The sequence below is a fragment of the Lactobacillus isalae genome, assembly GCF_947539375.1.
Lineage (GTDB): Bacteria > Bacillota > Bacilli > Lactobacillales > Lactobacillaceae > Lactobacillus > Lactobacillus isalae.
The window spans coordinates 2,021,552-2,041,460 of the sequence record NZ_OX443569.1 but is presented as its reverse complement, the minus strand read 5'-3'; the positions used below and the strand labels follow the sequence as shown (position 1 = coordinate 2,041,460).

The 19,909-nt window shown below is 34.0% G+C and carries 18 protein-coding genes; 7 read left to right on the top strand and 11 right to left on the bottom strand.

Annotated elements, in window-relative coordinates:
- Positions 1-102: 102 nt before the first annotated feature.
- The 5 genes from QM512_RS09815 to glyA form a co-directional block, all read right to left on the bottom strand.
- Positions 103-2,334: an alpha-galactosidase gene (locus tag QM512_RS09815; protein WP_282805488.1), complete on the bottom strand. Its 2,232-nt coding sequence runs from the start codon at positions 2,332-2,334 to the stop codon at positions 103-105.
- The gene (locus QM512_RS09810) at positions 2,327-2,791 is read right to left on the bottom strand and encodes a hypothetical protein (protein ID WP_282805487.1); all 465 of its coding nucleotides are present in this window, start codon (positions 2,789-2,791) and stop codon (positions 2,327-2,329) included. The genes QM512_RS09815 and QM512_RS09810 overlap by 8 nt, the downstream gene beginning before the upstream one ends.
- 14 nt (positions 2,792-2,805) lie before the next feature.
- Positions 2,806-4,104 (bottom strand): PTS sugar transporter subunit IIC, encoded by a 1,299-nt coding sequence (locus tag QM512_RS09805; protein WP_282805486.1) that lies wholly within the window; start codon positions 4,102-4,104, stop codon positions 2,806-2,808.
- An 82-nt stretch (positions 4,105-4,186) separates the two neighbouring features.
- Positions 4,187-5,218, bottom strand: coding sequence for a LacI family DNA-binding transcriptional regulator (locus QM512_RS09800; RefSeq protein ID WP_282805485.1), 1,032 nt, complete (start codon positions 5,216-5,218; stop codon positions 4,187-4,189).
- Between the two features lie 88 nt (positions 5,219-5,306).
- Positions 5,307-6,542, bottom strand: coding sequence for a serine hydroxymethyltransferase (gene glyA, locus QM512_RS09795; protein ID WP_282805484.1), 1,236 nt, complete (start codon positions 6,540-6,542; stop codon positions 5,307-5,309).
- Positions 6,543-6,692: 150 nt separating this feature from the next.
- Here glyA and QM512_RS09790 point away from each other — a divergent pair, with 150 nt between their 5' ends.
- Positions 6,693-8,108, top strand: coding sequence for a C69 family dipeptidase (locus tag QM512_RS09790; protein ID WP_282805483.1), 1,416 nt, complete (start codon positions 6,693-6,695; stop codon positions 8,106-8,108).
- Between the two features lie 188 nt (positions 8,109-8,296).
- Entirely contained in the window at positions 8,297-8,740 is a 444-nt protein-coding gene (locus tag QM512_RS09785) for a hypothetical protein (RefSeq protein ID WP_282805482.1), read from the top strand.
- A 92-nt stretch (positions 8,741-8,832) separates the two neighbouring features.
- Here QM512_RS09785 and QM512_RS09780 read toward each other — a convergent pair whose 3' ends face one another.
- The gene (locus QM512_RS09780; protein WP_282805481.1) at positions 8,833-9,285 is read right to left on the bottom strand and encodes a hypothetical protein; all 453 of its coding nucleotides are present in this window, start codon (positions 9,283-9,285) and stop codon (positions 8,833-8,835) included.
- Positions 9,286-9,373: 88 nt separating this feature from the next.
- Between QM512_RS09780 and QM512_RS09775 the strand changes: the two genes are divergently transcribed.
- Complete coding sequence (locus tag QM512_RS09775; RefSeq protein WP_282805480.1) at positions 9,374-10,090, top strand: DUF4097 family beta strand repeat-containing protein; 717 nt, start codon at positions 9,374-9,376, stop codon at positions 10,088-10,090.
- A gap of 34 nt (positions 10,091-10,124) precedes the next feature.
- Here QM512_RS09775 and QM512_RS09770 read toward each other — a convergent pair whose 3' ends face one another.
- Positions 10,125-10,391, bottom strand: coding sequence for a hypothetical protein (locus tag QM512_RS09770; RefSeq protein WP_282805479.1), 267 nt, complete (start codon positions 10,389-10,391; stop codon positions 10,125-10,127).
- Between the two features lie 65 nt (positions 10,392-10,456).
- Positions 10,457-11,638, bottom strand: coding sequence for an AEC family transporter (locus tag QM512_RS09765; protein WP_282805478.1), 1,182 nt, complete (start codon positions 11,636-11,638; stop codon positions 10,457-10,459).
- 354 nt (positions 11,639-11,992) lie between these two features.
- Here QM512_RS09765 and oxc point away from each other — a divergent pair, with 354 nt between their 5' ends.
- From oxc to QM512_RS09745, 4 genes are all read left to right on the top strand, one after another.
- The gene (gene oxc, locus QM512_RS09760; protein ID WP_282805477.1) at positions 11,993-13,729 is read left to right on the top strand and encodes an oxalyl-CoA decarboxylase; all 1,737 of its coding nucleotides are present in this window, start codon (positions 11,993-11,995) and stop codon (positions 13,727-13,729) included.
- Between the two features lie 5 nt (positions 13,730-13,734).
- Positions 13,735-15,093, top strand: coding sequence for a formyl-CoA transferase (gene frc, locus QM512_RS09755; protein WP_282805476.1), 1,359 nt, complete (start codon positions 13,735-13,737; stop codon positions 15,091-15,093).
- 202 nt (positions 15,094-15,295) lie between these two features.
- Complete coding sequence (locus QM512_RS09750; RefSeq protein ID WP_282805475.1) at positions 15,296-15,808, top strand: hypothetical protein; 513 nt, start codon at positions 15,296-15,298, stop codon at positions 15,806-15,808.
- A gap of 176 nt (positions 15,809-15,984) precedes the next feature.
- Positions 15,985-16,896: a prenyltransferase gene (locus QM512_RS09745; protein WP_282805474.1), complete on the top strand. Its 912-nt coding sequence runs from the start codon at positions 15,985-15,987 to the stop codon at positions 16,894-16,896.
- 156 nt (positions 16,897-17,052) lie between these two features.
- Here the strand turns inward: QM512_RS09745 and QM512_RS09740 are convergent, their stop codons facing one another.
- The 3 genes from QM512_RS09740 to QM512_RS09730 all read right to left on the bottom strand — a co-directional run bounded on the left by QM512_RS09740 (position 17,053) and on the right by QM512_RS09730 (position 19,881).
- Positions 17,053-18,057 carry an NADP-dependent oxidoreductase gene (locus tag QM512_RS09740; RefSeq protein WP_282805473.1) on the bottom strand — a complete coding sequence of 335 codons (1,005 nt, stop codon included), beginning with the start codon at positions 18,055-18,057 and terminating at the stop codon, positions 17,053-17,055.
- The gene (locus tag QM512_RS09735; RefSeq protein WP_282805472.1) at positions 18,035-18,487 is read right to left on the bottom strand and encodes an Rrf2 family transcriptional regulator; all 453 of its coding nucleotides are present in this window, start codon (positions 18,485-18,487) and stop codon (positions 18,035-18,037) included. Before QM512_RS09735 ends, QM512_RS09740 begins: the two co-directional genes overlap by 23 nt.
- Before the next feature lie 254 nt (positions 18,488-18,741).
- Positions 18,742-19,881 carry a YncE family protein gene (locus tag QM512_RS09730; RefSeq protein ID WP_282805471.1) on the bottom strand — a complete coding sequence of 380 codons (1,140 nt, stop codon included), beginning with the start codon at positions 19,879-19,881 and terminating at the stop codon, positions 18,742-18,744.
- Positions 19,882-19,909: the final 28 nt, after the last annotated feature.

The following is a 19,909-nucleotide window of genomic DNA, read 5'->3' as shown; positions in this document are numbered from 1 at the left end:
CAACCTGATTTACTGGCCTTGCCAACGATTATTCTTAATAAACTTAGCTTGTGTATTCATAATTAAGTACTCCTCAAAAAATTTAATTATATTGTAATGGGCTTAGTTTTTTCTGTCAATAGCCTTTATTTGATAAAGATAAGATTGAAAGTCGCCACTAACTTGTGCCGTATTAGGATTTGAAGCATTGAATTGATATGGTTCTCGTAATCCAAAGCTCTGTAAAACTTTGCCTGATACTATTTGCGTTTGATTAATCAAATATTGCTGCTGAAATTTTAAATGTTTAAGAGGGAGATATTGATCTAAAGTTTCATTAGGACGCGCAAGTTTACGATAGAATCCAATAATTTGGCTATTATTGTCGCTTACACTCCATGCATAAGTGTTTTGAGAAGGATCAAATTTCAACAATTGATCGAAATTGCCGTTAACTAGTAGCTTACGGTTTTTCTTATACCATTTTATCTCGTCTTTAATTTGAATCTTTTCTTCTAACGATAATTTATTTAAATCTAATTCATATCCTAAAGGACCAAAACAATCAAGATTCTGCCTAAACTTCAAACTTGTTATTCTTTTTACCTGATCGTTTGGAACCTGTGAAACATGATTACTAAAAGTAGATAATGGGTACGCAAGTAAAGTTCCCGACATAATATCTAGTCTTTCAACTGCATCACTATCATCACTTGGCCAAATTTGCGGACTATAAAATAAAATACCTAAATCAAAACGACCACCACCGCTAGCGCAGCCTTCTATCAACAAGTTTGGAAAACGTGTTAATAACTTTGCATATAACTTATAAACTCCTTGAATATATCTGTGGAAAAATTCACCCTGACCAAGGCCGATTTTCTTTAAGTAGGGGGAATAGGCTTCAGTAATATTTCGATTCATATCCCATTTAATATAGTCAACATGAGCTTTTTCAATTACCTTTTCCATCTGATTATAGATATTGTTAATGACTTCTGGGTTAGCAAAATCCAGTACATACTGACTTCTCCCTACTGAGAAGCGACCATAAGGATGTCGAACGACCCAATCGGGATGGAATTTGTACAAGTCAGTATCTGCTGAAACCATTTCTGGTTCAAACCATAACCCAAATTTCATCCCCAGCTTATGCACCTGTGTACTAAAATGATCTAATCCTCGAGGAAACTTTTTCTTATCCACAGTCCAATTCCCTAATGAACTATTATCGCTATTCCGTGTGCCAAACCATCCATCATCAAGAACAAAACACTCAATCCCAAGATTTTTAGCTTCTTTGGCAAGATTCAGTAATTTAGCTTCATTAAAATCAAAATAAGTTGCTTCCCAATTATTAACCACAATCGGTCGATCTTGCTTTTGCCATTTTTGATCAATAATATGCTTTTTAACAAAATTATGGGTCTGTTTCATTAAGCCATTAAAACCTTGATTACTGTAAAATAAGACAGCTTCTGGTGTAGAAAACACTTGATTTTGGCTCAATTTCCAAGTAAAGGTCGCAGGATTAATTCCTGTCATCAAGCGACTTTGTCCCCATTCATCAACCTCTACCTGACTGATAAAATTACCAGAATAAATCAAATTACTAGCGTAAATATTTCCATTATCATTTGTTACATCTTTATCCACAAGAGCAATGAAGGGATTCTCCTGATGACTTGACGCTCCCCGAAGAGATTCAGCTTTCGCGATACCTTGCGTTAAAGGTCGACGCACTATATGCCTTTCTTTTATCCAGGCACCAGACAGCTGAAGAAAGTCATAATTATCACTTGGTAAGTCAAGAACTGCACTTTGCAAGTTTGTGATTTTAATATCTCGCTTACTTCGATTAATAATAGTTGCCTTACGTACTATCGCAGACAAATTTTCGAAAATACTATAAGATAGTTGCAATTCTAATTGCCGCTCACTATCGATTAAATAGATAGTTAGATTTTCGCTATCCTTTCCATATGAAGCGGGAAAATCTAAACTTCTTCGCTTTCCAGTTGTGATTTTAAAATGATCATATTTAAAATCAGGATATAAATACTCATCTTGGTATTCAATACTTATGGCGCCTTCACGAAAGTCGCTTGTACCGTATGTTGGAAACTCCTGCATTCGATCAGCTAGTGTAAAGTTTTTTATTTTTTTTGAATATTTTACTGTTCCCGAAGCTTTATTTGGGTGAAGGGATATATAGTCTAAATCTTCACCAGATAACTCACCTAAATCTTCGCCATAATATAAATGCTCTAATTGCTGGTTAGGTAATAAGTCAAATAAGTAAGAAACTTCCTTGTTATGCAAATAAAAGTATTTATTATCAATTACATCAATCATTTGTCTCAACCTTACCAAGAGCTAAATCATCTAAATATTGCATCTTTTTCTTCATCCCACGATTATAGAAGTACTTATATAAAACAGCTGTTAAGAAAAAGAAACTATATCCTCTTGCATTGTTTAACTGCGTTTTTTCTGAATATATTAGTTCTTCTTTTCCTGCTTTATCTCTTCTAAATTCAAAAGTTTGAGTAATATTATGGTTATCAGGTTGCTGGGTAACTAATTGAAAAAATTTCTCAGGAACAATTTTACTAATTTCCATTGTAGTCACAGAATCTAGTTTCTGTAACTTAGTCTTTAGATTAGTAGTTATCCGGTCTCCTTCATGAAGCTGCTGTATCTTTTTATTATGTGCTTTAAAATATTGAAGTTGTGTCTCCATCAAAGTCTGATATAACTTACTTTTGGGAGCCTTATAATGATAAGTATATGTTAATGTATCAAGTCTCATTATTTTTCACACTTCTACTTATTAATTGCTGCTTTATTTTCTTCTACAAGATATGACTTGTCTAATGCTTTCATAAATGGAATAAAAATCAAAGTCATCACAACTACATCGATAATCTGCAAAATCGCTCCTGCAATTGAGCCTGTTCCTAGCCAGCCTGAAATAAAGATCGGCGTTGACCAAACAACTGTTGCACCGATTGGACGTGGTACTAAGCCCATTGCTATTGCAAAATATGAAATAGCAGTTGAAGCCATTGGTGCTAAAATCCATGGTATAAAGATCACAGGGTTCAACACAACAGGTAGTCCATAAGTCATAGGTTCAGAAACGTTAAAGATCGATGGGACTAAAACAGTCTTCATTGTTGTCTTCATCCGTGCTGATCTTCCTAGCCAAAAGGCAAAGAGTAAAGCAACACCTAATTGTAATCCTTGGCAAACAAAGACACCCATAAAAGTAGTGTTAATAATATGTGGTAAGTGTGCTGAAGCAACTCCATTACGATAAGCGTTATAGTTCTGCAATGCCAAAGAATCCATAATTGGCTGAATAATTGAATTTACAAGCAAAGTACCGTGAATTCCAAACCACCAGAACAATTGAGTAAAGAAAACTGCAATTAAAACTGCTGGCAATGTATCTCCTAACCCCATAAGTGGTTGTTGCAATACTTTATAAATAAAGTCAATTGCATCCTTGTATGGTGTGAAAGTAAAGACATAGCGAATAATATTAGCAAGCAATAAGGGAACTGCACCTGGAATAATTGCTACGAATGATTGACCAATCATTGGTGGAACTGAATCAGGTAACTTAATGGTGATGTTTGCCATACTAATATGACAATAAATTTCACTTGAAACGAGAGCTGTTATAATAGCCACAAACATCCCTTGGGCACCCAACTGAGTAATTGGGAAAAATGCTCCTTGGGTTTTATCAGTACCCACTAAAGTCATCATTAAGAAACATGATAATGAAATTGCACCTGCAAAAACCTTTGATTGTTTATAGTGTCCGGCTAATTGATAAGCAACACCAAAAGCAATAAACATTGCAGAAATATTCATCGTTGCATTTCCAACCGGTGCAAAGAAATCATTGAAGAATTTTAAAACACCAGGTGACAAAAACTTAGCGAATCCAAAAGTTTGAGGAAGATTTTGTAAAATTACCATAATTGCCCCAAACATTGTTGCTGGAAAGGCAATCATCATCCCATCACGCAAACTTGTTAAGTATTTATTTTTTCCGAGCATACTTGCTAGTGGTACTAGTTTTTTCTGCATCCAATCTAGGAATTTTTTCATTTTTGTTCCTCCATCATCTGTAACCGTTTACAATTATAACTATATATGTTTAGTAAATGTTTACACAAGAGGATAATAAAAATTATTTTTTCTTTGCAATAGATTCTCTAATTTTTAACTGACTATGCACAGTAACAGTAATGCTAGCTCCTATTTCTTCACTAATCATACTTTTAGCTAATCTTACACCCAGTTTTCCCATTTCATCAGCATTAATATAGACACTCGACAAGGTCGGAGTCAGATATTGGGTCATCTCAACATCATCAAAACTTACTATTGATATGTCATTTGGTATGCTTACCTGATGATTGCTAAAAGCTTTATAAACACCTAAAGCCATTGGATCGCTACCAACAACAACTGCCGATGGGCGCGACTTTAACTCTAAAACTTTTTCTGCTGACTGCAAACCTTCTTTAGTAGACCAATTAGTAATAAAAGCTTGGTCAAATTCCATTAAACCCTTTATCTTCATCCAATTATGGTAGGCATTTGCGCGAGCATCGCCAGCTTGGTAAATAGTCTTTCCTTCTTTATCAACAATACTTGATCTACCGCCAATATAAGCTATATTTCTATGTCCTAAAGAATAAAGATAATTCAATATCTCATATGTTTTTTCAACAAAATCATTACAAATATAACTAATATTTGGATCTTTTGGCGTAGCATCTATCAAAATTAAATTTTGGTTGTATTTTTTCACTTGAGAAATTGCATCAGCAGTCATTTCTCCAACCATAATGACCGCTCCATATGCACTTAAGCTTGCCCAATCTTTATTTTTTTCATGCATGGTAAAGGCTACTTCAACATGTAGCCTCCACTTAGCAGCTTCTTCTTCAATTCCCTCATGTATTTCATGAAAGTAAGGATCACTTAATTCAGTCTTGGCATCATGACGCAAAATTAGGCCGATAGTCATCTTTTTACCTGCGCTCTTTGGACCACGTTCACTCTTTTTCTTTGAATACTGCACTCGATTAGCAATTTCAATTACTCGCGCCCTAGTATTTTTATTAATACTAAAACTTGAATCATTGTTTAAGATTCTTGAAACACTTGCTGGAGAAACTCCGGCCATTTTCGCTATATCACGAATACTTGCCATTTTGATCATCCCTTTTTAATAAACGTTAACTAAACATAGTATAGTCACAAAAAAGCAATTAGCCAATCATCTGACTAATTGCTTTCGCTTATTTAATTTGATGCTTATCTACTAAGCTCTTAACACTACTTTTAATTTCCGCTAGTACATTTTTATCTTCAGGATTGTCTAAAACCTTAATAATAATTTTAGCAACTTCTCTTGCATCATTTTTTTTAAATCCACGACTAGTTATTGCTGGTGTTCCAATTCTCAAACCACTAGTAATAAATGGACTTCTCTTGTCACCAGGAATTGATTCTTTGTTAGTCGTAATATTTACTGAATCAAGTAAATTCTGTGCATCTTTTCCTGTCACACCAGTTTTAGTAATGTCAATAATCATTAAATGGTTATCGGTTCCACCAGAGACGACGCGAATCTTTTCACTCTTCTTAAATTCTACTGCCATAGCTTGGGCATTTTTTATTACTTGCTCAATATAATTAGAAAACTCTGGTTGTAAGTCTTCATAGAAGGCTTGGGCCTTTGCTGCAATTACGTGTTCTAATGGACCACCTTGAGTACCTGGGAAAAGAGCAGAATCAATCTTTTTACCTAATTCTTTATTATTAGATAAAATCATTCCACCCCGTGGTCCGCGTAAAGTTTTATGAGTAGTTGTAGTAACCACATCAGCAATTGGAATTGGACTTGGATGTACGCCAGTAGCAACTAGGCCTGCAATGTGCGCCATATCTACCATTAAGTAAGCTCCAACTTCATCCGCAATTTCACGAAACTTTTGCCAGTCAATAATTCTGCTATATGCAGAAGCTCCAGCAATAATTAGCTTAGGTTTATTATCCAACGCAATTCGTCTAATTTTTTCAAAATCTAATTCTTCAGTTTCAGGGTTTAAGTCATAGCTAACAGAATTAAAAATCTTACCTGAAAAATTAACTTTTGAGCCATGAGTTAAGTGACCGCCAGCATCCATTCCCATGCCTAAAATTGTGTCTCCCGGCTTTAGCAAAGCATTATAAACTGTCATATTAGCTTGTGAACCAGAATGTGGCTGAACATTTGCGTATTTAGCATTAAATAATTTTTTAGCATAATCAATCGCTAATTGTTCTACTTGATCAATATACTGACAACCACCATAGTACCGCTTGCCAGGATAGCCTTCTGCATACTTATTTGTTAAAACAGATCCTTGTGCCTCTCTGACAGCATCGGAAACAATATTTTCTGATGCAATTAACTCGATAGTATTTTCTTGTCTTTTTTCTTCATTCTTAATTGCATCCCAAAGTACTGGTGCCTTTTCTCCATAATTCATCGATTAATTCCTCCCATGCTTTCAGATTATTTTAGTTTTAATCAAATTATACCGTATATTTACAGTAAATTTAGTCTCAAGGTTTGCTTTACATTAGAAAGATCTTTTAAAATATAAATAAATACGTTAATAGAAAAGGAGTTTTTTCTAATGAAGCAAACCGAATGTACTACTATCTTAGTCGGAAAAGATGCAACTATTGATGGCTCAACCATGATTGCACGGAGTGAAGATGGCGGTCGTACTATTATTCCTGAAAGATTCGACGTTGTAATGCCAAAAGATCAACCTAAGCACTACGAAAGCGTAATTAGCCACCAAAAAATTGATGACGAAGATCTTCTTCCTAACCCTCTCCGCTACACTAGTGCACCTGATGCATCTGGTGAAAATGGAATCTGGGCAGCTGCTGGTATCAACTCAGATAATATTGCTATGACTGCAACTGAAACAATTACTACTAACTCACGTATTCAAGGAATCGATCCCTTGCTTGAAGAAGGTGGTTTAGGTGAAGAAGACTTTGTCACTCTGACCTTGCCTTACATTCATTCTGCATACGAAGGTGTTGAACGTGTAGGTTACTTACTTGAAAAATACGGTACCTATGAAATGAACGGTATGGCATTTTCTGATAAAAATGAAATTTGGTATCTTGAAACTATTGGTGGCCACCACTGGGCAGCTCGTCGCATCCCAGATGATGCTTACGTAATTGCACCTAACCGTTTAAACATTGATGAATTCTACTTTGATGACGATGACTTTGCATCGTCCAAGGATCTCAAAGATTTAATTGAAGAATACCACTTAAATCCAGATCTTGAAGGCTACAATTTACGTCATATCTTTGGTTCATCAACAATCAAAGACGCTCACTACAATAACCCTCGTGCTTGGTACATTCACAACTACTTTGATCCTGAATTTGGCGGTGAACCAAGCGATCAAGATCAGCCATTCATTTGCCATGCTAACCGTAAAATCAGCATTGAAGATATTAAATGGGCAGAAAGTTCCCACTACCAAGACACTCCTTTTGATGCATACGGTGATCAAGGAAATGCCGAACAAAAGAAGACCTTCCGTCCAATTGGTATTAATAGAAACTTTGAGACCCATATTTTACAAATTAGAAATGATGTTCCAGAAAAAATCGCCGGTGTTCAATGGTTAGCATTCGGTCCAAATACCTTTAATAGCATGGTTCCTTTCTATACTAATATCACCACTACTCCTGCAAGCTTTCAAACTGGTCCTAAATTTAACTTAAACAAAATTTTCTGGTTAAACAAATTAACTGCACAATTAGGTGACACCAATTTCCGCGTTTATGGTGAATTAGAAGCTGATTTTGAACAAAAGAGTCTTGCACAGTGCCATAAAATCCAACATGAAACTGATAAAGAAGCCAAAAAATACTCTGGCGACGAACTTCAAGATAAGCTTAATGAAGCAAACCAAAAGATGGCTGATGTTGTCTACAACAACACTGTTGAATTACTAGGTAATATGGTAAATGAAGGTCATGGATTAATGACTTTGAAATACGATTTACTTGATTAATTTGTAAAAAAACGTTGAGTTTTATGCTCAACGTTTTTTTATGATCTAGAATATTATCTTCTCCCAGCTTTTATTTTCGGGGAATATAAACTAAATATTTTTACAAAAATTAATAAAAAATTATTAGTATTCTTTGCGTATATAATAATGTGAAAAATAAATCTAAAAAGATAAAGAGGAAACATAATATGCAAGGAACTTACGAAAGTGTTAAAGTTATCGGAACATTTCATCGCTACGGTGTTCAACAAAGCGTTGATAGCAATGGAACATTTTATTATCGTCCTGTAGTATACATGAAAGATTGTAAGGATCTGAGTAATATAGATTTAAAATTACCAGAATACTTATTATTCAATTTAACTAAAGGATTTAAAAGCCTAGGAATATTAAATCCAGGAACAAAACTTGAAATAAACTGCCGTTGTTATTTAAAAGAAAAACGTAATGCTGGCTATGGTTATCCTACTAATATTGTCATTGCTAATGATCGACCAGATTTTCCCGATGATCCTAACGTTTTGGCAGGAATGATCATGGTTAAAAATCAAGGTAACCCTAAAGCTGATAAAGATCCTATTAATACAGATCTAATTCAAATATATAAGAACTGGATAGAAAATAAGGAGTAGAATAGAAAAATTAATAATCAAAACTTTATCCCATGTAAAATAGACTATTCAGTAATATATTTAAGCAACTGTAATTAAAAGCTAATCCTTAATTATTTTCTATCTTTAGGCGGTCTAAGAGACCCACGCTTAATTATAATTGGTAACTTTTTCAAATCTTCATAAACAGCCCCAAGCTCCGCCATTACTTCATTTTCTTTAAGTCCTTTTTCTTTAATAACTTCAGTGGCTGCTTCTTCATAGTTACGTTTATATTTTTTATTTATTGTGTTCCAATCAACCGCTTTAAAATTTTCCGCTAATTTTTGGTCATACGGTAATTTTCCTTGTAGCATCAAAACTGCAATCACAGGATAGCCTGCATAGCCTTGCCAATAAGTCGCATTATCATTTGAACGATAGACATCATTATCCCAGATTACTGTATATCTCTTTGCTTCATTAGATGAACTTACTTCTGCCTGACCTACAGTCAAATGTACATGATTATCCACAATTGCGGTATAAGCTTCTAAGATTTTTTGAATTGGTGGTAATTTTTTCATTAACTTAATCCCCCTACTTTTCATTTGAATTTACTTCATTTAGTAAATATAAGATAATTAAATCTAACTATTATCTTAGGAGTTTATTATGAAAAATAATAATAAAAAGTTTATCTTAATACCCTTATTATCTTCACTAGTAATCCTACTTTCAGCCTGTAGTATTATTGTTTCAGACCATAATGATAGTAAACCAGAAATAAAAACCACGATCAGTAATCAAGGTTTCAATAAACTTGCAGTTTCGGCAGCTATTTCTGCTATTTCTGTTAAATACGGAGATAAATATAAAGTCGAATATGCTGGCCCTAAAAATTTAAAACCAACTGTTAATAGAAAAAACGGTATATTAACTATTAAACAATCGGCTTCTGGTGTCCACCATGTTAATGGGGATCCTATAATTACCATTACGATACCTAAGCGGCTTTTGAAAGATATGACTTTATCCACTAATGACGGCGATATTGAAGTTGAAAATATTGCAACTACCAATTCAATATCTATTGATACAAATGATGGCGATATTGATATTAATAACCTAAAAGCTCCAAGTGGAAAAATTAATACAAACGATGGTGATATCAAAATTAACAAATTAAGTAGCAAAAATGGCTTTAAAGTTAACACAGATGATGGTGATATAAAGATAACTCTATCTAGTTTTACTGGTTATAAACTAAATATAAGTGACGGTGATATTAAAGTTAAGAATCGCTCTTCTAATGACTTCTTCGTTGAAAACCCAAATAGCTCTAATGTATTAACGGCTTCTACACAAGACGGCGATATCAAAATTAAATAGCGTAGAAAAGCCAGGCTTTCAAAGCCTGGCTTTTCTACTTTTCTTTAGCTAAATATAATTTATTACTCCTAGGAAACTCTATTTTCTGTAATTTTTTTACTCTTTTTAAAGTTTCCACTTCAGTGAGATCATCCCAAACAATTTTGCGATAACCATCTTCTATTACTTCAAACCTATTCCCAGTCTTTTCCACAATAATACTACGATCTTTTTTATAAGTTAAAAATTTAATTTTTTCACTATCATTCATTTTTCTAAGTTCTGATCGCAAGAGCTTCAGCAAATTTTTATTATCAATCATCTTTAATTCCTAACAAAAAGAGACAGGTTAATTTCCTGTCTCTTAGGTTATATACAAAATTTCATTTAGAACATATGTGCCAAGATTGGTAATAGCCAAATCCAGAAGATACAGCTTACTGCGAAGAATACAGTAGAAACTGCGACTGAACTTGCACCTTCCTTAACATAAATGTTGTAGCGGCTAGAAATAATAATTCCCGAAAATGCTGGTGGCAAGCCAGTTGCCAAACACAGCATTGAAATCTTAGTAGGATCAGAGCCCATACCACAGATATAAGCAGCTGCAACAATTACTGCAGGTGTTAAGAATAATCTGAAAAATGTATTCCATATAACTTCTTTATCAATTGAAAACTTAACTGTAGATAATGCCAACCCAGCTGCTAATACAGCAACACCAGCATTGGCCTTAGCAATTAAATCAAAAGTTGGAGCCCAAGAATTTGGAATTCTAATACCTATTAAAACCAAAATAACCGCAATCAATGGAGCAGCAGCAACAGGTTGCTTAATCGCATTAATAACAGACTTCAAAGTTGGATTCATGGACTGATGAGGCTCAGCTGCATGGTCAGCAATTTCAGCTCGCGCCAAGTCAATTTCACGCTCTATCCCTTTTTCCTTCAAGGCCTTTGCTTCAGCATCAGTAACTGGAATACCATCAGGAATAGTCACCATAACCTTCTTTTTAGTTTTCTTTATGCCTTTGCCTTTTATATCCTCTACTTCTATTTTTGTTCCCTTATTATTGGGGTCAGAAATTGCCTGCTTCTTAGTAGCTGCCTGTCCTTTATTAATTAGTGCTAATCCTAAAGGAATAGTAATTGCATTAACTACAATGGATACAATACCAATAACTAAGTTAGTCGTTGCATTATTACCATATATAGGATCCAAAACAGCAAAACCTAGGAAACCAATTGTTGGCGAACCAGCAATTAACGCACAAACCGCAGCTTGTTGAGTAGTTCTGTGAAAAAACAATTTATCTAAGTAGTAACTTAGCATAAAGAGTCCAACAACACCAACAATGGAAATTAACGTTAATACGATATCTTGCGCAAACATTTTTCTGGTAGCTTTAACAATTGAAATAAATAAAGCTGCTGGTAATGCGATATCAAGAACTAATTTGTTTAGTCCTTGTCTCTGATCATTATCAAAAAAGTAAAACTTTCCGCAGAGATAACCTAGTAACATAATCACCAAAATTGGGATTATATCATTGATTAAGATACTAACCATCTTTAATACCCCGCTTATAATTCGATCAGTCTAATATTCCCGATGAAATTCTTTTCATCACATCTTAAATATAAACTTAATACAAATATTAGCAAGCAAAAAGTTTTTCAATTCGATTAAATTAGTTATTTTTAATTTCCATTCATTACATGCCATATCTGGAATTAATTTTATAGTAGTTTTTTGAATATATATCTTATTAAGAAAGCGCTTTTTATGCTGATACAAAAGTTTTTTTAAAACTTTTCTCTTGCTAAAAAAATCAAAAAAGTCTATAAATTAGGTGAACGCATTCGATATGGAGGAATAGCGCTCTACTAAGATAATAACTATCGTTACCATGGAGGTTACGTTATGGTAGATGACTCTTTAAATAGAACCGGTGCCAGTTTATTAATTGACGCTTTACAAAAAAATGGTATTAATAACCTATACGGAGTTGTGGGGATTCCAATTACAGATTTAGCAAGATTAGCTGAATTAAGAGGAATGAAATATTATGGCTTTCGTCGCGAAGACTCAGCCGTAAATGCTGCCGCAGCTGCAGGATTTTTAACCAAAAAACCTGGTGTAGCAATGACTGTATCTGCTCCAGGCTTCTTGAATGGACTAACTGCCTTAGCTCAAGCTACTAAAAACTGTTTTCCATTAATTATGATCTCAGGATCTTCAGAACGTCATATTATTGATTTATCTCAAGGTGACTATGAAGGCTTAGATCAATATAACGTAGCTAAGCCATTCTGCAAGAAAGCTTACCGTGTTGATAGAGCACAAGATGTTGGTTTAGCTGTCGCACGCGCTATTCGTACTGCTGTTTCTGGTAGACCAGGTGGTGTTTATCTTGACTTACCAGCTGACACTATCGCTCAACTTAATGACGATCTTGGTGAAAAGAATATGGGGGTTTACAAATTAGTTGACCCTGCTCCATTACAAGAACCAAGTGATGACGCAATTAATCGTGCAGTTAATATCATTAAACAAGCAAAGAAGCCTTTAATTATTCTTGGTAAAGGAGCTGCCTATGATAGAACTGAAAAACAAGTTCAAGAATTAATTAATAAGACAGATATTCCATTTTTGCCAATGTCTATGGCTAAAGGTGTTGTACCTGATGATGACAAGCACTCCGCAGCTGCCGCTCGTTCTTTGTCATTAAAGAATGCAGATGTTGTAATTTTAATCGGTGCAAGATTGAACTGGATGCTTTCTTATGGAGATGCACCACAATTTAATCCTAATGCTCAATTCATTCAATTAGATATTGATGCAACTCAATTCGATTCTGCTCAAAAGATCTCTGCTCCACTACAAGGTGACTTAACCTCTATCTTAAACAAGTTAGTTCCAGCTCTCACTGCAACTGGCTATAAAGTACCTTCTGATTGGCTTGATGCTATTGCTCAAGACACTGCTAAGAATGATGCTAAATTTGCTAAGAGAATTAAAGCTGGTGAAACTAACCCAGAATTTGGCTATTACGGTGCTATTGAACCTATTAACGATTACTTCCAAGAACATCCAGATACTTACCTTGTAAGTGAAGGTGCAAATACACTTGATATTGGTCGTGACATGATCGGTATGAAACTTCCTCGCCACAGACTTGATACAGGTACTTGGGGAGTTATGGGCGTTGGCATGGGATATGCTATCGCAACTGCTATTGAAACTGGCAAGCATGTTGTTGCCTTAGATGGAGACAGTGCATTTGGTTTTGACGGTATGGATGTTGAAACAATGTGCCGCTACAACTTACCTATTACTGTTGTTGTTATTAACAATGGTGGTATCTATAACGGTGTTGATAATGTAGTTCCTGATCAACTAGGTCCAACTACCCTTGATCCAACTGCTAGATATGATCTAATCGCTAAAGCCTTTGGCGGTGACAACTACTATGTAACTAATTATCAAGAAATGAAAGATACTTTTGCTACAGCTGTTGAATCTGGTCGTCCAAGTATCATTAATGTTCAAATTGATCCATCAATGGGTAAAGAATCAGGTCACATTGGTAATTTGAACCCAGAATTAAACTTAAAGCCTCTTGAAGAAGCTGAACAAAAAAAGATTGATAAGGAGTAATTAAAATGAGTGAAAACGAAAAAAATGAACAAAATGAATATGCTCCGTTAAAGGGAATTAAGGTTATTGACTGGACGCAAGTACAATCTGGCCCTTCATGTACACAACTTTTAGCATGGTTAGGTGCTGAAGTTATTAAAATTGAACGTACTAATACTGGTGATCCAACTAGAAATGAATTACTTGATATTAAAGATTCTTGGAGCCTTTATTTCTTGCAATTAAACGCAAACAAGAAATCTTTAACTGTTGACATCAAGTCTCCAGAAGGTAAAAAGATTATGTACGACTTAATTAAGAAAGCCGACGTATTCGTAGAAAATATTGCTCCTGGTTCTGCTGATAGAAATGGCTTCGGCTGGGATAAGCTTCATGAATTAAACCCTAGATTAATTTATGCTTCATTAAAAGGTTTTAACCAAGGCTCACGTTTTGAAAATGTTAAGGCCTTCGAACCAGTTGCTCAATCTGCTGGTGGTGCTGCTTCTGCTACTGGTTGGAACAAAGGAAAAGATAATGTTCCTACTCAATCAGCAGCTGCTTTAGGTGATTCAAACTCAGGTATGCACTTGACCATTGGTATTTTAGCTGCTTTATTACAACGCGAACATACTGGCGAAGGTACTTTTGTTTACCAATCAATGCAGGATGCTGTATTAAACCTTTGCCGTATTAAATTACGTGATCAAATTATGTTAGATAACTTAGGTGCTCTTCCTCACTATGCCGTTTACCCTGACTGGAAATGGGGTAAAGCCATTCCACGTGCTGAAAACACTGAAGGTGGTCAAGTTATCGGCTGGACTTATAAAGCAAAAGGCTGGGAAACTGATCCAAACGCTTATGTTTATATTGTTGTACAAAACGAAAATAAGAAGTGGGATAAACTTTGTGAAGCAATGGGTCACCCAGAATGGGAAACTGATCCAAGATTCGTTGATTGGCAACACCGTCAATTACATAAGGAAGAACTTTACCCACTAATCGAAGAATACACTAAGCAATATGACAAATACACTCTAACTAAAGAACTTGGTGCCGCTGGTGTTCCTGTTGGTCCTGTTCTTGACTGGCATGAACTTGAAAACGATCCTGACCTAAACAAGGATGGTGCTATTGTTACTATCGATCAAGGTGGTAATCGTGGCAACTTTAAGACTATTGGTTTACCATTTACTCTTTCAAACTACAAGCCAGTTTACGATAAGGCTCCTGACTTAGGGGAAAACAACAAGGAAATTTTGACTAAGTTAGGTTATGATCCTGATCAAATTGAAGATTTAGTTAACAAGGGCGTTATTTCTAAGGCTAAGAGTCCTAAAAATCCACGCGTTAAGGTAATTATTGACGGTAAAGAACAATAATCAATAATTACTATATTTAACTTTTCGCTAAAAACAGTTAGATTAATTTCTAACTGTTTTTTGTATATCCATCATTTTTATTATTAATAAAGATTAACTAAATTTATAATTCCTTAAAACCTTGAGTTAATCACTATACTTTCTTTCGAAATGTAGCTATAATATCATTCAGATATAAATAAAAGAGGTGGATATTTTAGTCATGAAAGATAATTACACAATTGACCATGATATGTATCTTATGAATCATAAAAATGGCGATGTTCTAAAGGTAACTGTTGATAATAAAGATAAGTCATTAAAGAATTTACAACTTTATCGTCAAGATGGCCTTGGAAATTACTACTATGACAAAAACTCACAGTTAAAGCATCAAGATAACCTAGCCACTAAAAAAGACATTGTTAAGGCAAGTAAAGAAATTGGTGCACATAATACCCACCATATCGATAAGTGGCATCACAAAGTTAAGCCAGTATATAATGCTGAGCACAAAATCACTGACTTTGAGCCAAAACTCGCCTTAGAACATCATACTAAGATTAAAAATGCCAAAAGATATCTGCGTCATTTAAACCATCATCACGCAGACTTCTTGTTCCAAGCTAATAAAGGTTTGTTGAGACAACCTTTAAATTATCTAAAAGATGCAATTTACACTGACCGTAATAAAGAAATGGTTATTGCACATAAGGTACATAAGATTGCTAAATAATGAAAAGACCAGTGAACGTTTCAATTCGCTGGTCTTTTTGTTATGCTTAAAATCAATATATGTAAACAAAAGAGGATCTATTTCAATATCAAGTGACGCTATTAGTGAAATTATATTTATACTAACGTAAAGTTTGAACTATAATTCTAAGTAACCACTATTTCAGAGGATTACTTATGAAGAAATATTCTATAATTCAAAAATTTAACGCACTTGTTCAAATACAAACAATTATCATTTCAGCATTACCATATATTATTGGTTCACTAATGGCTAGTTACTATTACCACCATTTTAATTTAGCTTATTGCCTTTGGCTTTTTCTAGCTGTAATCTCTTTTCATTTAGCTGTTAATGGGCATAATCAATACACTGATTATATTCGCTATAAGAAAAATCACGTTATTAGTTATAACAATATTCTAGAAAAGTTTAATATTTCCCGAAGATGGGCTAGAAATGTAATTATCTTATTAATTCTTGTTTCTGCCACTATTGGTATCATACTAAGCTTTAAAGTTGGCTGGATAATTCTTTTAATTGGTTTCTTTAGCTACTTAATTGGTTATTGCTACTCAGGCGGTCCCTATCCTATCTTGAAAACTCCCTTCGGTGAACCAGCTTCTGGGATTACAATGGGCTATAATATCACTCTTTTGGGGCTCTATATCAATATTTATAATATTCATCCCTTTGATAATTTATTTTGGGCCAAAGCAATTATAGTTGCTTGTCCTGCAATATTTGTCATTGCTAATGTAATGCTAGCCAATAATATTTGTGACGTAGAAGAAGATGTAAAAATTGGACGTAAAACTCTCCCATTTTATATTGGCCGCAAAAACGCTTTAATTATTTTGTGCATATATTACGTTTTAGCATATACCTTTTTAATTCTAAGCATTGTCTTGCACTATATGCCTATGCTTGCTTTAGGAAGCTTACTTACTATCCCTCTAGTCTATCATTCAACTAAAATTTTCATTAAAGATCCTCATAAAGAAACTACATTTAAAGGGATTTTAACGAATGTGTTGTTAGTACTAGTCAGTGAAATTATTTTCTCGCTTATAGGATTAATATGGTAATAAGTAAGAATATAACTAATAATAACAAAAATCTAATCTACAAGGAGATCTTATGATCTCCTTTTTCTTTACACAAATTAACACCATATTTTTCAAAATAAAAACCTCGAAATTCTATCCGAATTTCGGGGTTCATATCAAAGTACGAGCTTTTTACTAATTCGCTATCTTTAGTAATACCTTACCTTTATTATGACCATGTGCGACTTTATCCATGGCCGCTTTAGTTTGTTCTAAGGTAAAAATATCTCCATAAATCGGGTGAACCTCTGCTCTAGCGAGAATATCAGCCGCCTCTTGTAATTGTTTACCATCTGCATGAACAAAAATAAAATGATAATGAACTTGATACTTATTTGCCATTTGTACAATTTTTCGACTAGCAAGCTTAAAAAGCAACTGTTTAGCCTTACTCATATGCATTCTTTTTGCAAAGTCTGCCGTTGGCATTGCTTTAAGAGAAACAATTATTCCACCGGGTTTTAAGATAGACATTTGCTTTTCTAATTCCTTACCGCCTAAAGTATCAATTGCCAAGTCAATATTTGATAGTAACTTGGTATAATCTTGTGTGCGATAATCAATAAATTGACTAACGCCTAACTTTAAAACATTTTCTTTATTTTGAGCACTACCAGTTGTAATTACCTTAAGTCCTTTAGCAACAGCAATTGGAATTGCCATTGCACCAAAACTTCCAGTCCCTCCTGAAATAAAAAGTGTCTGACCAGGTTTAGCATGCATTAACTCTAAAGCTTGCATCGCAGTCAAAGCTGTTAAAGGAATTGTAGCAGCCTCTTTGTCAGTTAAATATTCAGGAACTGTGGCTACAGCATTAGCATCAATTACCACTTCTTCAGCAAATGCACCAATCTTATCAAGGGGCATACGAGCAAAAACTCGATCACCAACTTTAACTTTTTTGACATTACTTCCAATTTGAGTAACTTTACCTACAAATTCATTACCCATATTTACTGGTACTTTATAAGGAACAATTAATTTTACATCTCCATGAGCAATTAAATTGTCTAATGGATTGACCCCAGCATAAGTAACTTTTATCTTAAGATCATTAGGTTTCAATTTAGGAAGAGGAATTGAATTAATTTCAATTTGGGGATCTTTTTTACTATACTTAGTCAATTGTGCTACTTTCATAATTTTTCCTCCTATTTTCATTCTCTTCAAGACGTTCAATTATCTCTTGTAGTGTGTCATGAGCTAATGATCGATGTAACTGTTCTTCCGCTTCTTCTAAAAATGGGAAAACTGTTTGTTTAATATTTCTTCCCACTGGACAAGTTGGATTAGCATTTTGATGAATTTGAAATATATGCGGCGAATCCGTTTCAACTGCTTCATAAATTTCAAGCAAAGTTAATCTATCAGGAGAAATTAATAATTTAGTACCAGATTTTCCTCGCTGACTAGCAATAATTTGGCTTTTTTTTAGAAGTGCCATAATCTTTCGAATATAACTAGCATTAGTACCAACACTTTGAGCAAGATCATCGGAATTTAAAGATTGATTACTAGTAGCCAACATAATCAAAATATGAATTGCTACTGAAAATTTAGTATCTTTCATTTTTATCTCCCTCTCCATTTGCTAATGTATCAGATACAAATACATTAGCAAATAAATAAAAAGATCGCAAATTCACGATCTTTTTATTACTTATGGTTTTGTATAAAAAAGCCATACCCTTTCTTAACCTAAAGTCCTTCTTCACCTTGCTAATTATCTTCACTCCAAGAAAAAGGATGTTCTCATTTATAATAATTTTTAGAAAAAGTTAATATTTCGGCAGAAATGTAATTACTTATTGATAACTATATTGCTTATTTACTATTTTCCAGACCTTTAAAATTAACTTTTAACTTAATTACCCGATCCATATGCAGCAAATTAGGATTTTGACGATATAATGCTGTAGCAGATTCAAACAACATATAAATTTCACCATCTTTACCGATAATTTGTTCCATATATGGAGGTAAAAGAATGGTTTTATCCGCTTCTGAAAGATCAAGATTATAATTTGGTTTATTCAATTTATTTTTAAAGATCAACAGCTGAGAATTTAAATCACCATATGAAGTAGATAGTAAAATATCATTTTTATCAAAACTGATTCCTTGAATTTTAGAGTAAGTTGCCCAATTTTCGCTAGGAAGAGCTAAGCCATCCTGCATTTTATCCTTTTTGAATAATCCTTTTTTATCAAGTTTATACGCAAAAAGCTGACCACCTTGAACTTTATCGAAGTAGCCGATATAGAGTTTATTTTTATGATAGGTCATATATGATGTTCGAAGAGGTACTGATAAGTTAGTACCATGTTCAAATTTAATCGGCTTTTTTTGCTTTTTTAAATTATAGTCTATAATTTCTTTCAAGGTTACAGATTGAACTTGTGCCCGTTGCTCTTGATTAATAGTGGCTACCCATAGACGCTTGTGATCTTCATCATAAGCAATCCCACCAACATGATCAATATTATTTAAGGCAACCGTTTTTATAAAACGTCCAGTCTTAAAGTCTAATACCCAAAGAACTGAATCAAATGTTTTGCTTTTACTATAAGCTGAAATAATTAAATATTTATGATCAATAATTGCTAATCCCTGCGGATCCATATCATATGCAATGCCTGGTTGTCCCCGATCAGGAGGAGTATATTTAATTGCTGCTGACTGAATCAAACCAGGAATCACATAGAAAGTTGGTTTTTGCTTAAAATTCAAGTTTTTATAAATATCGGGGTAATTTTGGGATAATAAATTTTTGAATTCTTTAGTTGTGTAAGAAGCGGGCCGAGTACTAGTGTTATCAATTACAGCGGGTTGGGGCTTTAATTGATGATGTGGGGCTTCCTTTTTAGAATTATTCCACCATATATAAATACCCATACCTATTATTAAAACTATTCCAATCACAACCCAATAATTAACTCTTTTTAGAATTTTTTTATTTTTCAAAAATTCTTCCACCTTACTTAATATAAGT